This is a genomic window from Streptococcus sp. UMB0029 (assembly GCF_002871495.1).
In the GTDB taxonomy this organism is placed as follows: domain Bacteria; phylum Bacillota; class Bacilli; order Lactobacillales; family Streptococcaceae; genus Streptococcus.
Genome location: NZ_PNGD01000011.1, coordinates 49,210 through 63,474 on the forward strand (window position 1 = coordinate 49,210; position 14,265 = coordinate 63,474).

Here is a 14,265-nt window from a genome sequence, read left to right on the forward strand (position 1 = left end):
GGTGCGAAGCCACCCTATAGGGCTTAGTTTATACTTTTCTTTTTATGACGTATTTTCATATACTGGATACAAAATCGTGTTGCTTCTTTTCCACAAAAGAAAAGTACTGTTTTCTTTGCAACCTATCTAGTATAACACAAGAGAGAAGCAAAAGATAGCTAAATCCGTCGATAAAATCATGTAAGCGGTTTTTCTGAGAAAATGAGGCCAAAATTTCCACTTTTCCATAAAATTTTTTAAAGCGTAGCAGAATTGTGCAAAAGTTTTTTTCTTGTGCTAGAATGAAATGCGAATAGGAGGAAGATAAATGTTAACTTATGATTTAATCGTTATCGGATTTGGTAAAGCTGGTAAAACACTAGCAGGTAAATTGGCTTCAGCTGGCAAGAAAGTTGCCCTCGTTGAACGTAGCAAAGCTATGTATGGTGGAACTTGTATCAACATTGGTTGTATCCCAACTAAAACTTTGCTAGTTGCTGCTGAGAAGGACTTATCTTTTGAAGAAGTGATTACTACCAAAAACACTATCACTGGTCGCCTCAACGGTAAAAACTATGCTACTGTTGCTGGTACAGGCGTGGACATATTTGATGCGGAAGCTCACTTCCTTTCAAACAAAGTCATTGAAATCCAAGCTGGTGATGAAAAACAAGAACTGACTGCTGAAACTATCGTCATCAACACTGGTGCTGTTTCAAACGTCTTGCCAATTCCTGGACTTGCTACAAGCAAAAACGTCTTTGACTCAACAGGTATCCAAAACTTGGACAAATTGCCTGAAAAACTTGGAGTCCTTGGTGGCGGAAACATCGGTCTTGAATTTGCTGGTCTTTACAACAAACTTGGAAGCAAGGTTACAGTCCTAGATGCCTTGGATACTTTCCTACCTCGTGCAGAACCTTCCATCGCAGCTCTTGCTAAACAATACATGGAAGAAGACGGCATTGAATTGCTTCAAAACATCCGTACTACTGAAATCAAAAACGACGGCGACCAAGTCCTTGTCGTAACTGAAAACGAAACTTACCGTTTCGATGCCCTTCTCTACGCAACTGGACGTAAACCAAATGTAGAACCACTTCAACTTGAAAATACAGATATTGAACTAACTGAACGTGGCGCTATTAAAGTAGACAAACATTGTCAAACAAACGTTCCTGGTGTCTTTGCAGTTGGAGATGTCAACGGTGGCCTTCAATTTACTTACATTTCACTTGATGACTTCCGTGTTGTCTACAGCTACCTTGCTGGAGATGGTAGCTACACACTTGAAGACCGTCTCAATGTACCAAACACTATGTTCATCACACCTGCACTTTCACAAGTTGGTTTGACTGAAAGCCAAGCAGCTGATTTGAAACTTCCATACGCTGTTAAGGAAATCCCTGTTGCAGCAATGCCTCGTGGTCACGTAAACGGAGACCTTCGCGGAGCTTTCAAAGCTGTTGTGAATACTGAAACAAAAGAAATTCTTGGAGCAAGCATCTTCTCAGAAGGTTCTCAAGAAATCATCAACATCATCACTGTTGCTATGGACAACAAGATTCCTTACACTTACTTCACAAAACAAATCTTCACTCACCCAACCTTGGCTGAGAACTTGAATGACTTGTTTGCGATTTAAGTTGAGATTTAATCGTATCGAACAGCCCTCTGAGGGCTGTTTTCATTTCTGCGAAATCTCATACTCTTCGAAAATCTCTTCAAACTACGTCAGCTTCACCTTGCCGTATATATATGTGACTGACTTCGTCAGTCTTATCTACAACCTCAAAGCAGTACTTTGAGCAACCTGCGGCTAGCTTCCTAGTTTGCTCTTTGATTTTCATTGAGTATCAAATCTGTCTTTTCCCTCTTTTATGATATAATAGAAACATGAAATTAAAAACTACTTTGGGCCTTCTTGCTGGGCGTTCTTCCCACTTCATTTTAAGCCGTCTTGGCCGTGGAAGTACGCTCCCAGGAAAACTTGCCCTTCAATTTGATAAAGATATTTTACAAAATTTAGCTAAGAACTACGAGATTGTTGTGATCACTGGAACCAACGGAAAAACCTTGACAACTGCCCTCACTGTCGGCATTTTAAAAGAGGTTTATGGTCAAGTTCTGACCAACCCAAGCGGTGCCAACATGATCACAGGAATTGCGACAACCTTCTTAACAGCCAAATCTTCTAAAACTGGGAAAAATATTGCCGTCCTAGAAATCGACGAGGCCAGTCTATCTCGTATCTGTGACTATATCCAGCCAAGCCTATTTGTTATCACTAATATCTTCCGTGACCAGATGGACCGCTATGGCGAGATTTACACAACTTACAAGATGATTTTGGATGCCATCCGTAAGGTGCCCACGGCTACTGTTCTTCTTAATGGAGACAGTCCACTTTTCTACAAGCCAGCTATTCCAAATCCTGTAGAGTATTTTGGTTTTGACTTAGAAAAAGGGCCAGCCAAACTGGCTCACTATAATACCGAAGGAATCCTCTGCCCTGACTGTCAAGGCATCCTCAAATACGAGCACAATACCTATGCAAACTTGGGTGCCTATATCTGTGAAGGCTGTGGATGTAAACGTCCTGATTTAGACTATCGCTTGACAGAACTGGTTGAGTTGACCAACAATCACTCTCGCTTTGTCATAGACGGCCAAGAATACGGTATCCAAATCGGTGGACTCTACAATATCTATAACGCTCTAGCTGCTGTGGCTATCGCCCGTTTCCTCGGTGCCGATTCACAACTCATCAAGCAGGGATTTGATAAGAGCCGTGCTGTCTTTGGTCGTCAGGAAACCTTCCATATCGGTGACAAGGAATGTACCCTCGTCTTGATTAAAAATCCAGTCGGTGCAACTCAAGCTATCGAAATGATTAAACTAGCGCCTTATCCATTTAGCCTATCTGTTCTCCTTAATGCCAACTATGCGGACGGAATTGATACTAGCTGGATTTGGGATGCTGATTTTGAACAAATCACTGAGATGGACATTCCTGAAATCAACGCTGGCGGTGTTCGCCATTCTGAAATTGCACGTCGTCTCCGAGTGACAGGCTATCCAGCTGAGAAAATCACTGAAACAAGCAATCTGGAGCAAGTTCTCAAGACCATTGAGAACCAAGACTGCAAGCATGCCTATATCCTAGCTACCTATACTGCTATGCTGGAATTCCGCGAACTGCTGGCTAGTCGTCAGATTGTTAGAAAGGAGATGAACTAATGGTTTATACTTCACTTTCCTCAAAAGATGGCAATTACCCTTATCAGCTCAACATTGCTCACCTCTACGGAAATCTCATGAATACCTATGGGGACAATGGAAACATCCTCATGCTCAAGTATGTGGCTGAAAAACTGGGAGCCCATGTGACGGTTGACATCGTTTCTCTCCATGATGACTTTGACGAAAATCACTACGACATCGCCTTTTTCGGTGGCGGTCAAGACTTTGAACAAAGTATTATTGCAGACGACCTTCCTGCTAAAAAAGAGAGTATTGACAACTACATCCAAAATGACGGTGTAGTTCTCGCTATCTGCGGTGGTTTCCAACTATTGGGCCAATATTATGTTGAAGCTTCAGGGAAACGCATCGAAGGGCTAGGGGTTATGGGTCACTACACCCTCAACCAGACCAATAACCGCTTTATCGGTGATATCAAGATTCACAATGAAGATTTCGATGAAACCTATTATGGTTTTGAAAATCACCAGGGTCGTACCTTCCTCTCAGACGACCAAAAACCACTGGGACAGGTTGTCTATGGAAATGGAAACAACGAAGAAAAAGTCGGCGAAGGGGTTCATTATAAGAATGTCTTTGGTTCCTATTTCCACGGACCTATCCTTTCTCGCAATGCCAATCTAGCTTATCGCCTAGTCACAACTGCCCTCAAGAAGAAATATGGTCAAGATATCCAACTCCCTGCCTACGAGGATATTCTCAGCCAAGAAATTGCTGAAGAATATAGCGACGTCAAAAGCAAGGCTGACTTTTCTTAAACTAAGGAAAACTAGATTAAAGAACTCCGCTATCTTGTCGGAGTTCTTTTTGTCTTTTCTTTTACCCTTCTCCCTTGCATTTTCTCTCTTTTTTTGCCAAAATAGAGGGGTAGAAAGAAGGTAGCATATGTCTAAATTACAACAAATCGTAACATATCTTGAATCAGAAAAACTAGACGTCGCTGTCGTATCTGACCCCGTCACAATCAATTACCTCACTGGCTTTTACAGTGACCCCCATGAACGCCAAATGTTCCTTTTTGTCCTAGCGGATCAGGAACCTCTCCTCTTTGTCCCAGCCCTTGAGGTTGAGCGTGCAAGTAGCACTGTTTCCTTCCCAGTTGTGGGCTATGTGGATTCTGAAAATCCATGGCAAAAAATGAAAGATGCTCTTCCACAACTTGACTTCAAACGTGTAGCCGTTGAATTTGACAATCTTATCTTGACCAAATACCATGGCTTGAAAACAGTTTTTGAAACTGCTGAGTTTGAAAACCTCACTCCTCGCATCCAACGCATGCGCCTCATCAAATCAGCTGACGAAGTGCAAAAAATGATGGTTGCAGGTCTCTATGCTGACAAGGCAGTTAAGATTGGTTTTGACAATATTTCTCTTGATAAGACTGAGACAGATATCATCGCCCAAATTGACTTTGCCATGAAACGTGAGGGCTATGAAATGAGTTTTGATACCATGGTCTTGACTGGTAATAATGCTGCAAATCCACACGGTATCCCAGCAGCAAACAAGGTTGAAAATAACGCTCTTCTCCTCTTTGACCTGGGTGTTCTAGTCAACGGCTATGCGTCAGATATGACTCGTACAGTCGCAGTCGGCAAACCTGACCAATTCAAGAAAGACATTTATAACTTGACCCTTGAAGCCCAACAAGCTGCTCTTGACTTTATCAAGCCAGGTGTAACTGCTCATGAAGTGGATCGTGCTGCCCGTGAGGTCATCGAAAAAGCTGGTTACGGCGAGTACTTCAACCACCGTCTCGGTCACGGTATCGGTATGGATGTCCACGAATTCCCATCTATCATGGAAGGAAACGACATGATCATCGAAGAAGGCATGTGCTTCTCTGTTGAACCAGGTATCTATATCCCTGGTAAAGTCGGTGTCCGTATTGAAGACTGCGGTGTTGTTACCAAGGATGGCTTTGACCTCTTTACAAACACCAGCAAAGACTTGCTGTATTTTGATTAATGGTATTATTTTATGTTAAATGATCTCTTTAAATTTGTAGATAATGTTACTAATGAAACTTCTAAAGTCGTAAATGATATCGTTAATGAATCTTCAAAGGTTGTAAATAATATTGCAAATGAATCCTCAAAAGTTGTAAATGATATTGCAAATGAGACTGCAAAAGCCGTGAAAGTAGTTGTAGATGAAACTTCCAAAATAACGACCAATACTGTAGATGGAGCTGTTTGTGTTGCCAATAATACTATGACAGGAATTTCTAATTTTATAAGTGTACCTGGTAAAGTTGTAAATTTAATTTTTGAAATACACTCGTGGAATAATCAAGAACGTCTTGAAAAGAAACAAGATGAAGAACGTAGACAAACTTTATCCATTCAATTCCCTGAATTCTTAAATCAAGAAGAGTTTAATAGAATAATTCATGAAGAAGCTAATCAAATTATTCGAATTAAAAAAATAGAAATTAATCAAGCTTTAATTAATTTTGAGGTGTATTCAATTAGTAGGATTTCAACTTGGTTTTTTACTTTAGATTATAATGATTATGGAAGTTTAACGGGGAAAGTTAGAATTTCAAAAGATAATACTGACTCAAGTATCCCTAAAAATATTAGTTTGCGAATTTCTGAGCGACTTAATGCTATTTTAAAAAATCAGTATATCCTTTCACCTGACGACTATGATATTTTACTTACTAAGGAACCTACAGACGTAAAAGAGATTTTTGAAAATTTTGGATTTCATAATGTAACATTACTTGAAGAAAGATATGAAAAATTACCTCATTTTATTAAGAATTACAAAATACATAGCATTACAATAGGAAATTGCAAATATTTTGATAAAGATTCCTATTTTGATAGTAATTCTTCTGTTGTGATTTCCTATTATCTACAAGAAAACCAATAATAAAAACGTAAAGTTAGCAGAAAAATCTGTACTACTAACTTTACGTTTTTTAATCTTTACTTAATCTTCTTGATACTTTGACTAAGGATAAATCCTACAATCATCCCTACCATATTTTGCATGAAATTTGGTAAGATTTCTGGTAGGGCTGCTGCCCAGCCATTCATCAAAGTTGAACCTAAGGCATAGCCCCCTACCATGGCAATCGTTGCTAAGATAAGGCCTAACCACTGAGTTTTTCCTTTAAATCCTGCGAAAAATCCCTGCAAGCCATGGTTAACCAAGCTAAAGAACATCCACCGAGGATAGCCTGATAAGAGGTCAATCAAGAAACCTGCTAGTCCTCCGACTACAGCCCCTTCGCGACTACCAAAGTAAAAGGCCGTAAAGAAGACACCCGCATCTAAAAGAGTTAGAATGCCTGTCGGTGTTGGGATTTTTAAGAAATAACCTAGAACCACAGAGAGGGCGGTTAAGAGGGATACAAGGGCGATTTTAGTTGTTTTGGTTTGCTTCATATTGTCTTACTCCATACTGATCTGCTTGTGCAATCGCACGATAAACGAAAGCCTTCGAGCTTTCTACTGCTGGTAAAAGTTCATCACCTTTGACTAGATGACTGGCAATGCTAGAAGCAAAGGTACAACCTGCACCTGCATTTTGCCCTTGGATAACTGGATTTTCTAAGACTGTAAAGTTTTGTCCGTCATAAAAGACATCCATAGCCTTGTCCTGACTAAGGCGATTGCCTCCCTTGATAATGACTGCTGGCGCGCCTAAGTCATGCAATTTCTGCGCTGCAGCTTTCATATCTTCCAAGGTTTTAATTTCCTGATCAGCTAATAATTCTGCTTCAGGAAGATTAGGCGTAATCACACTGACATGAGGGAAAAAGCGAATCAACTCTTGGCAGAGTTCACTGACAGCCACGTCGTGCGTTTCCTTGCAGACCAAGACAGGGTCCAATACTACAGGTACTTCTGGGCGTTGTTTGATAAAGTCCAAGGCTTTCTCAGCCACACTGACAGTTGGTAAAAGACCAATCTTAATCCCTGCAAATTCCACATCACGCAAGCTATCTAATTCATGTTGAAAAATGACATCGTCAGTTGGAAAGACTTCAAACCCCTTTTCGGTCAAGGCTGTCAAACAAGTCACAGCTACAAAACCATGCAAGCCGTTCAAGGTATAGGTAGCTAAATCTGCTGATAAACCACCACCACTAAAAATATCATTTCCAGAAAGTGCTAAAATACGATTATTCTTCATAACGAATCTCCTTTAAATACAAGCCATTCGGTGCTGCCGTTGGACCAGCTAGCTGCCTGTCCTTCTTCTCCAAAATCAAGTCAATCTGCTCTACTGGCATACGATTATTTCCGATTTTGAGAAGTGTCCCCACCATATTGCGAATCTGTTTATACAAGAAGCCATTTCCTGAAAAGGTAAAGGTCAAAAACTGCCCTGTCTCATCAACCCTAAGACTAGCTTCTGTAATGGTGCGAACCTTATCCTCCACACTAGTTCCAGAGGCTGTAAAACCTGTGAAATCATGGGTTCCTTCTAACTTTTTGACAGCCTCCTGCATCCGCTCCACATCAAGTGGATAGGGAAAGTGAGTAGCATAGTGACGGCGCATCGGATTTTTAGGACGGCCTCTATCCACGATAAACTCATAGGTCTTGCTGTGCTTGGCATAACGACAATGAAAATCATCCGCCACAAGCTCAATCGAAATCACATCAATATCTTCAGGGGACTGGGTGTCCAGAGCAAAGCGAAGTTTCTCCTCATCCATTTGATAGGGGAGGTCAAAATGAAGCACCTGTCCCAAAGCATGAACACCACTATCAGTCCTACCAGCACCGTGAACGGTAATAGCTTGCCCCTTATTCAATCTAGTCAAGGTTTTTTCAATTTCTTCCTGAACGCTACGCGCATGTGGCTGGCGCTGAAAACCAGCAAAGGCATAACCATCATAGGAAATAGTTGCTTTGTATCTTGTCATAACTTCTATTTTATCAAGAAATTAGTCTATAGACAAGGTCCTAAAACAAATATTGTATGGGTACAAAAATCCTGAAAAGAAAACTTAGGAAAACAATCCTAAGCTCTCTTTTGAAGTAGGTACATGACAAAGATAGAGGTTACAATCAACCATGATCCTAAAATGGCAAAGACCAACATCCCATTTTGTGTTAGTAAACCAATCGCACCTAGAACGAATGGGGTCGTAAAGGCTCCGAAACTACAGCCTAAAACCGCAAATGAGGTTGCTTGATTGAGGAGTTTAGCCGGAATTCTTTCAGATACAAGTTGAAAAACTGTCGTCAGGGCTATACTGTAAGCAAAACCTGCCAGAATGCTGCCTGCCACCACCACCCACAAGGATGGAGACAGGGCAATCACAATTTGCCCTAAACCAAAGGTAATACCTGACCAGAGGAGCAATTTTTCCTTAAAGATAGAAATCAAGAAAGAAAAACTCACACCAGCCACAATCCCGATCAACTGCATGACACTAAGAACAAAACTAGATAACTGGGCATCCCCCAGTCCTCTTTCCACCATCAAACTTGGAATACGAATGGTAATAGCTGTATTGGTACAAACTACAACTGCCGCTTCAATAGCTAGGGTAAAAATCAAGCCTTTCATTTCTCGATTTAAACGACTTGCTTCCTTCGCTTTTTTCTTGACTTCTTTCTTTTCTTTTCCATAAGGGACAAAGAGCAGATAAAGGGTCAGCACCAAAAATCCAGCACTATAGGCTAAGAAAGTAGCTGTCCAACCAAAGGCCAACAACTGGCCGACTGCCAAGGTAATGAGAGAAGCTCCAACAACCTCTGCAGAACCGCGTAGCCCTAACATCTGAATTCTCGTTTTTCCTTGATAACGTTCACTGATAATGGAAATGGCCTTGGCATTGATCATCCCAACACCCAAACCAAACAGAATCCGTGTTCCAAAGACAAAGGGATAGGCCTGATACCAGAAGGGAGCCGTCCCGCTCAGTGATAAAATCAGCAAGCCCAAACTAATCTGTAAGCGCTCAGGAAAGATTTTTTCTAAGAAACCATTTAGTAATAACATAATCATGATTCCAAAGGATGGCAAGCTCGCTAAAAGCTCAATTTGTTCCTTAGGATAACTCTGATAATAGTCAAACATGGCTGGTAGGGCACTTGAAATCGAAAAGGAGGTAATCAAAACGAGGGAGAGAGCCAAAATACTGGCCCGTTCTAAAAATTGTTTCATGAAATCTCTTTCTATCTTTCTCTTAATCTTCTATTTTTTGATAGTTATCAAGTAGGCAAGAAAAGAAGAAGCCTCTTTGGTGTATAGACTCCTTCTTAAACTCGAAAATGAATCCCTTGTGTCTTATACTCAATGAAAATCAAAGAGCAAACTAGAAAGCTAGCCGCAGGTTGCTCAAAGTACAGCTTTGAGGTTGCAGATAAAACTGACGTGGTTTGAAGAGATTTTCGAAGAGTATTAGGATGACTTTCTCTTGATTTGCTTAATAAAGTAGAAAATAAATCCTGCCACCATATAGGCAACAAAGATAATCAGACACCACTTGAACACGACATCCCAACCCTTGTTCACATTCAAAAAGAAGTAAGGGAAAGGACTGACCTTAGAATTGGGGATGTCTAATTTCAGTACCAAGCCATTAAAGAGAGCAAACATCATATACAGCAAGGGTAAAATCGTCCACACAATTGGATCCCAAATCTTGTATTGACCCTGTTTGTCAAAAAAGAGGGTATCCGCTAAAAACCAAAGGGGAACGATATAGTGGCAAAGGAAATTTTCCAGAGTATAGAAATTAGTCGCAATGGGTGCTAAAAGGAAATGGTAAATCACACAGGTAATCATGATACTCATAGTGACCCCACCTTTTAAGCGCAAGAGACTTGGCCTTTGCCAGTTTTCACCTAAACGGCTCATAACCTTTAGGAGATAGAGCGTAAAAATCGCTACTAACAGATTTGACAGAACCGTATAATAGAGAAGCATCCCAAATCCGCCATGCTTGGCGATTTCAAGATAAACTCCCGTAAAAGCCGCTAGAAACAAGAAGATACGGCTATAAAATGTAAGTTTGTAGTGCTTTGACATGTTTAAATTTTCTTCACAAACTCTGATTTAAGTTTCATGGCACCAAAACCATCAATCTTACAGTCGATATTGTGGTCGCCTTCTACGATACGGATATTTTTCACGCGCGTCCCTTGTTTCAAATCTTTTGGCGCACCTTTTACTTTCAAATCCTTGATGAGGGTTACTGTATCACCATCAGCCAATTTATTTCCGTTGGCATCGATAGCAACAAGGCCCTCTTCTACATCTGCAACTTCAGCAGGATTCCACTCATGAGCACACTCTGGGCAAACCAGTAGGGCACCGTCTTCGTAGACATACTCTGAGTTACATTTTGGGCAATTTGGTAAGTTGTTCATAGTTTCTCCTTATCATCATTCACTATTCTTTGAAAATCAAAATTTCTCGAACAGCAACTATTATACCCTAAAATCAGCATTTTGACAAATTTAGAAAAAACCGATATCAATCTATCGGCTTTTCTACATTTACATTCTTTTTTCAGCTTCTGCTTTAATTTTTTCAACTACTTCTTGAATGTTCAAACCTGTTGTATCAAGGTAGACAGAATCCTCTGCTTGTTTTAGAGGCGAAGTCTCACGATGGCTATCCTTGTAGTCACGCGCAGCAATTTCCTCTTTTAGGGTTTCAAGGTCTGTTTCAATTCCCTTGGCAATATTTTCCTTGTAACGACGCTCTGCTCTCTCATCGACAGAAGCTACTAGGAAAATTTTCAATTCTGCTTGTGGCAAAACAACTGTCCCGATATCACGACCATCCATGACAATACCGCCTTGCTGGGCAATTTCTTGTTGGAGAGAAACCAGTTTCTCACGAACTTGAGGAATTGCTGCAATAGCTGAAACATGATTGGTCACTTGATTTTCACGGATAGGATGGGTAATATCCACATCTCCTACAAAGACAAGCTGGTCCCCAGTTTCTGAACGTCCAAAACTGATTGGATGCTGGTCCAACAAAACGAGAAGTGCTTCAACTTCTTCTACTCCTAACTGGTTCTTGAGAGCCATATAGGTCGCTGCGCGATACATGGCACCTGTATCGAGGTAAGTATAACCAAAATCCTTGGCAATAATCTTTGCGACTGTACTCTTACCACTGGAAGCAGGACCATCAATAGCAATTTGAATTGTTTTCATATCAACTCCTATTTGATTTTAACAACGTCACCTGGATTAGCAAACCAAGATCCTGTAGCCATGTGCCCAGGATTCAAGGCCTCTAACTGAGCAATCGAAATCCTCGCGCGAGCTGCAATAGCTGCTTCTCCTTCTCCAGCCAAGACTTTTGTCGTCCCTTCTGGATCTGTTGAATGTTCTGAGCTACTAGATGATTCTTCCTTTCCCTCTGAACTAGAAGATGCCTGCTCTGAACTATTAGAAGATGAAATCTGTACTACATTTGCATCAGAATCGTGAAAATCTTTTAAGGCTGCCGTGCGATTGCTCCCACCCGATGAAAGATAGATAAGAACAATGATCATCACGACTACAATCACAAAGAAAATACTTGCTAAGATAGTTAAGATACGGTTAGCAACGACTCCTCCACCTTGTTCTCTCTTACGACGTTGTGTTCTTGTTTCTTCTTGATTCTCATAAATATCTTCTTGCCACGGTTCTTTTGCCATACCTTACTCCTTGTTTTTTTTTACTTTTCTTATTACAATATAAATATGAAAATCACACTTATACCTGAACGCTGCATTGCCTGTGGGCTTTGCCAAACTTATTCTGAATTATTTGATTACCACGATAATGGAATCGTGCGTTTTTACGATGACCCTGACCAACTAGAAAAAGAAATTTCTCCTAGCCAGGACGTCGTAGAAGCTGTTAGAAACTGTCCGACACGTGCCTTGATTAAAGATAAACTCTAATCTTTCATAGTAAATTGACAAGCATATTTCACTCTTTCTAGTTTAGCATATTTCCATGTAAAATTATAGTCTTTTCACTTTATTTTTTTCTGTAAAATCAGGAAGGTCACTTTTTTCTTTGACGAGATAAAGTGGTCTTTTTTTAGTCTCTAGATAAATCTTACTGGTGTACTTGCCGAGAATTCCAATGGTCAAGAGTTGAATTCCCCCAAGAAAGAGAATAACAGCCATCAGAGAGGTCCAACCTGATGTTGGATTGCCCAAAACGAGGGTTCGAACCACAACAAAAAAGGTCATTAGTAGAGAAATAAAACAAGATAGGAGACCAGCCACAAAGGCTATAATCAAGGGAAAATCTGAAAAATTAACAATCCCTTCAATGGAGTATAAAAAGAGTTGCCTAAAACTCCAACTGGTCTTGCCAGCCTGCCTTTCGACATTTGGATAGTCCAGATAGTGGGTTTTAAAACCCACCCAGGCAAAGAGTCCCTTAGAAAAACGATTGGACTCGGTCAAAGCTAAAATGGCATCGACCACAGACCTTCTCATCATGCGAAAATCACGGACACCTGACGGCAGGGCTACTGGACTGATTCTTTGCATGAGGCGGTAAAAGAGGTCTGCACAGAAACTGCGAAAGAAGGGTTCTCCCTCCCGACTAGTTCTCCGTGTTCCTACATAGTCCAAATCTGCATTCTGGTCTAGTAAGGCTTTCATCTCAAGCAGCATACTAGGAGGATCCTGGAGGTCTGCATCCATCACCACCACCAGATCTCCTGTCGCATATTGCAAGCCTGCATAGAGGGCTGCTTCTTTGCCAAAATTTCGAGAGAAAGAAAGATAATGCACTGCCAGATTTTGCTCCCGATAGGACTTTAAAAGTTCCAAGGTCCCATCACTCGATCCATCATCGACAAAGACATACTCGATTTCTGTTTCCAAATCTGGAAGTAAAGCTTCCAAAGCCTGATAAAAAAGAGGAAGTACTTCCTCTTCGTTTAAACAGGGGACAATGATTGACATCACCATCTTAGTCTTCAAATCCATTTGGATGCTTACTTTGCCAACGCCATGCGTCTTCACACATTTGGGTGATGCCGAGTTCTGCTTCCCAGCCGAGTTCTGCTTTGGCTTTTGCAGGATCTGAATAGCAGGCCGCGATATCTCCTGGGCGACGGTCTACGATGCGGTAAGGAATTGGGCGCCCCACTGCTTTTTCCATGTTTTGGATAATTTCAAGAACAGAATAGCCTTTACCTGTTCCAAGGTTATAAACGTTTAGACCTGAACCTTTTTGGATTTTTTTCAGAGCTGCAACGTGACCTTTAGCCAAATCGACAACGTGGATATAGTCACGAACACCAGTTCCGTCTTCTGTATCGTAATCGTCTCCAAACACTTGCACTTGCTCTAATTTTCCAACGGCTACTTGAGTCACATATGGCAAGAGATTGTTTGGAATACCGTTTGGATTTTCTCCCAAATCACCACTCTCATGTGCTCCGATTGGATTGAAGTAACGAAGCAAGACCACATTCCATTCTGAGTCTGCCTTGTAGATATCTGTCAAAATTTCCTCTAGCATGAGCTTGGTACGACCGTATGGGTTGGTCACTGAAAGTGGGAAATCTTCCAAGATGGGCACTGTATGAGGATCTCCGTAAACTGTCGCAGAAGAACTGAAAATGATGTTTTTACAGTTGTTTTCTTCCATGACCTTCAAAAGACTAACAGTTCCAGCGATATTGTTGTCATAGTAGGCAAGAGGAATACGGGTAGATTCACCGACAGCCTTCAAGCCAGCGAAGTGAATGACCCCTGTTGGTTCTTCTTGCTTGAAAATATCTCTGAGAGTATCTGTGTCACGAATATCTGCCTCATAGAAAGGCACTTCAACTCCTGTAATTCTCTCAACAACTTCTAAACTTTTACGATTGCTGTTGACAAGGTTATCCACCACAACAACCTGATGACCTGCTTGGATTAACTCAATAACTGTGTGGGTTCCGATAAAACCTGCTCCACCCGTTACCAAAATCTTTTCTTGCATCTTCTTTCCTCGATTCTCGGATTATTTTTTCTTATTTTACCATTTTTGATAGGGAATGTCATTTGCCATCCTAGAGGGTAGAATA

The 14,265-nt window shown here is 41.0% G+C and carries 17 protein-coding genes; 6 read left to right on the forward strand and 11 right to left on the reverse strand.

The genetic code is table 11. The features are described 5' to 3' along the window. The first annotated feature begins 307 nt into the window (after positions 1–307). Complete coding sequence (locus tag CJ239_RS08370; protein WP_102211226.1) at positions 308–1,624, forward strand: FAD-containing oxidoreductase; 1,317 nt, start codon at positions 308–310, stop codon at positions 1,622–1,624. Positions 1,625–1,703: 79 nt separating this feature from the next. Here the strand turns inward: CJ239_RS08370 and CJ239_RS12245 are convergent, their stop codons facing one another. Further along, positions 1,704–1,829, reverse strand: a complete 126-nt coding sequence (locus CJ239_RS12245) for a hypothetical protein (protein WP_257994513.1) — start codon at positions 1,827–1,829, stop codon at positions 1,704–1,706. 46 nt (positions 1,830–1,875) lie between these two features. On the opposite strand from CJ239_RS12245, the gene murT reads away from it, so the two are divergent. The 4 genes from murT (at position 1,876) to CJ239_RS08390 (ending at position 6,123) form a co-directional block, all read left to right on the forward strand. Beyond that, positions 1,876–3,219, forward strand: a complete 1,344-nt coding sequence (gene murT / locus CJ239_RS08375) for a lipid II isoglutaminyl synthase subunit MurT (protein WP_102211227.1) — start codon at positions 1,876–1,878, stop codon at positions 3,217–3,219. Continuing rightward, positions 3,219–4,001, forward strand: a complete 783-nt coding sequence (gene gatD / locus CJ239_RS08380; RefSeq protein WP_000263194.1) for a lipid II isoglutaminyl synthase subunit GatD — start codon at positions 3,219–3,221, stop codon at positions 3,999–4,001. Before murT ends, gatD begins: the two co-directional genes overlap by 1 nt. A gap of 127 nt (positions 4,002–4,128) precedes the next feature. After that, positions 4,129–5,211 carry a Xaa-Pro peptidase family protein gene (locus CJ239_RS08385; protein WP_102211228.1) on the forward strand — a complete coding sequence of 361 codons (1,083 nt, stop codon included), beginning with the start codon at positions 4,129–4,131 and terminating at the stop codon, positions 5,209–5,211. Between the two features lie 12 nt (positions 5,212–5,223). Beyond that, complete coding sequence (locus CJ239_RS08390; RefSeq protein WP_084951011.1) at positions 5,224–6,123, forward strand: hypothetical protein; 900 nt, start codon at positions 5,224–5,226, stop codon at positions 6,121–6,123. Positions 6,124–6,179: 56 nt separating this feature from the next. Here CJ239_RS08390 and CJ239_RS08395 read toward each other — a convergent pair whose 3' ends face one another. From CJ239_RS08395 to CJ239_RS08430, 8 genes are all read right to left on the reverse strand, one after another. Then, a complete protein-coding gene (locus CJ239_RS08395; protein ID WP_102211229.1) occupies positions 6,180–6,641 on the reverse strand; it encodes an ECF transporter S component in 462 nt (153 codons plus the stop codon). Further along, positions 6,619–7,392 carry a bifunctional hydroxymethylpyrimidine kinase/phosphomethylpyrimidine kinase gene (locus CJ239_RS08400; protein WP_102211230.1) on the reverse strand — a complete coding sequence of 258 codons (774 nt, stop codon included), beginning with the start codon at positions 7,390–7,392 and terminating at the stop codon, positions 6,619–6,621. Before CJ239_RS08400 ends, CJ239_RS08395 begins: the two co-directional genes overlap by 23 nt. Beyond that, a complete protein-coding gene (gene truA, locus CJ239_RS08405; protein WP_042900607.1) occupies positions 7,382–8,131 on the reverse strand; it encodes a tRNA pseudouridine(38-40) synthase TruA in 750 nt (249 codons plus the stop codon). Before truA ends, CJ239_RS08400 begins: the two co-directional genes overlap by 11 nt. Before the next feature lie 98 nt (positions 8,132–8,229). Then, positions 8,230–9,381 (reverse strand): MFS transporter, encoded by a 1,152-nt coding sequence (locus CJ239_RS08410; protein WP_102211231.1) that lies wholly within the window; start codon positions 9,379–9,381, stop codon positions 8,230–8,232. 237 nt (positions 9,382–9,618) lie between these two features. Beyond that, positions 9,619–10,248: a Pr6Pr family membrane protein gene (locus tag CJ239_RS08415; protein ID WP_102211232.1), complete on the reverse strand. Its 630-nt coding sequence runs from the start codon at positions 10,246–10,248 to the stop codon at positions 9,619–9,621. A 2-nt stretch (positions 10,249–10,250) separates the two neighbouring features. After that, entirely contained in the window at positions 10,251–10,589 is a 339-nt protein-coding gene (locus CJ239_RS08420; RefSeq protein ID WP_001061584.1) for a zinc ribbon domain-containing protein YjdM, read from the reverse strand. Positions 10,590–10,718: 129 nt separating this feature from the next. Then, the gene (cmk, locus tag CJ239_RS08425; protein ID WP_102211233.1) at positions 10,719–11,390 is read right to left on the reverse strand and encodes a (d)CMP kinase; all 672 of its coding nucleotides are present in this window, start codon (positions 11,388–11,390) and stop codon (positions 10,719–10,721) included. 8 nt (positions 11,391–11,398) lie between these two features. Beyond that, positions 11,399–11,881 carry an SAG1386/EF1546 family surface-associated protein gene (locus CJ239_RS08430; protein ID WP_102211234.1) on the reverse strand — a complete coding sequence of 161 codons (483 nt, stop codon included), beginning with the start codon at positions 11,879–11,881 and terminating at the stop codon, positions 11,399–11,401. A 45-nt stretch (positions 11,882–11,926) separates the two neighbouring features. Between CJ239_RS08430 and CJ239_RS08435 the strand changes: the two genes are divergently transcribed. Continuing rightward, complete coding sequence (locus CJ239_RS08435; RefSeq protein WP_180958247.1) at positions 11,927–12,130, forward strand: ferredoxin; 204 nt, start codon at positions 11,927–11,929, stop codon at positions 12,128–12,130. A 63-nt stretch (positions 12,131–12,193) separates the two neighbouring features. On the opposite strand, the gene CJ239_RS08440 is transcribed toward CJ239_RS08435, so the two are convergent. Both CJ239_RS08440 and galE read right to left on the reverse strand, forming a co-directional pair. Further along, a complete protein-coding gene (locus tag CJ239_RS08440; RefSeq protein ID WP_180958248.1) occupies positions 12,194–13,177 on the reverse strand; it encodes a glycosyltransferase family 2 protein in 984 nt (327 codons plus the stop codon). After that, entirely contained in the window at positions 13,161–14,180 is a 1,020-nt protein-coding gene (galE, locus tag CJ239_RS08445; RefSeq protein WP_024057477.1) for a UDP-glucose 4-epimerase GalE, read from the reverse strand. The genes CJ239_RS08440 and galE overlap by 17 nt, the downstream gene beginning before the upstream one ends. Between the last annotated feature and the right edge of the window lie 85 nt (positions 14,181–14,265).

What these genes read in the sequence shown, in the direction of transcription:
- CJ239_RS08370 (WP_102211226.1), top strand. Translation starts at nt 308, where the DNA reads ATGTTAACTTATGATTTAATCGTTATCGGATTTGGTAAAGCTGGTAAA.
- CJ239_RS12245 (WP_257994513.1), bottom strand. Translation starts at nt 1,829, where the DNA reads ATGAAAATCAAAGAGCAAACTAGGAAGCTAGCCGCAGGTTGCTCAAAG.
- murT (WP_102211227.1), top strand. Translation starts at nt 1,876, where the DNA reads ATGAAATTAAAAACTACTTTGGGCCTTCTTGCTGGGCGTTCTTCCCAC.
- gatD (WP_000263194.1), top strand. Translation starts at nt 3,219, where the DNA reads ATGGTTTATACTTCACTTTCCTCAAAAGATGGCAATTACCCTTATCAG.
- CJ239_RS08385 (WP_102211228.1), top strand. Translation starts at nt 4,129, where the DNA reads ATGTCTAAATTACAACAAATCGTAACATATCTTGAATCAGAAAAACTA.
- CJ239_RS08390 (WP_084951011.1), top strand. Translation starts at nt 5,224, where the DNA reads ATGTTAAATGATCTCTTTAAATTTGTAGATAATGTTACTAATGAAACT.
- CJ239_RS08395 (WP_102211229.1), bottom strand. Translation starts at nt 6,641, where the DNA reads ATGAAGCAAACCAAAACAACTAAAATCGCCCTTGTATCCCTCTTAACC.
- CJ239_RS08400 (WP_102211230.1), bottom strand. Translation starts at nt 7,392, where the DNA reads ATGAAGAATAATCGTATTTTAGCACTTTCTGGAAATGATATTTTTAGT.
- truA (WP_042900607.1), bottom strand. Translation starts at nt 8,131, where the DNA reads ATGACAAGATACAAAGCAACTATTTCCTATGATGGTTATGCCTTTGCT.
- CJ239_RS08410 (WP_102211231.1), bottom strand. Translation starts at nt 9,381, where the DNA reads ATGAAACAATTTTTAGAACGGGCCAGTATTTTGGCTCTCTCCCTCGTT.
- CJ239_RS08415 (WP_102211232.1), bottom strand. Translation starts at nt 10,248, where the DNA reads ATGTCAAAGCACTACAAACTTACATTTTATAGCCGTATCTTCTTGTTT.
- CJ239_RS08420 (WP_001061584.1), bottom strand. Translation starts at nt 10,589, where the DNA reads ATGAACAACTTACCAAATTGCCCAAAATGTAACTCAGAGTATGTCTAC.
- cmk (WP_102211233.1), bottom strand. Translation starts at nt 11,390, where the DNA reads ATGAAAACAATTCAAATTGCTATTGATGGTCCTGCTTCCAGTGGTAAG.
- CJ239_RS08430 (WP_102211234.1), bottom strand. Translation starts at nt 11,881, where the DNA reads ATGGCAAAAGAACCGTGGCAAGAAGATATTTATGAGAATCAAGAAGAA.
- CJ239_RS08435 (WP_180958247.1), top strand. Translation starts at nt 11,927, where the DNA reads ATGAAAATCACACTTATACCTGAACGCTGCATTGCCTGTGGGCTTTGC.
- CJ239_RS08440 (WP_180958248.1), bottom strand. Translation starts at nt 13,177, where the DNA reads ATGGATTTGAAGACTAAGATGGTGATGTCAATCATTGTCCCCTGTTTA.
- galE (WP_024057477.1), bottom strand. Translation starts at nt 14,180, where the DNA reads ATGCAAGAAAAGATTTTGGTAACGGGTGGAGCAGGTTTTATCGGAACC.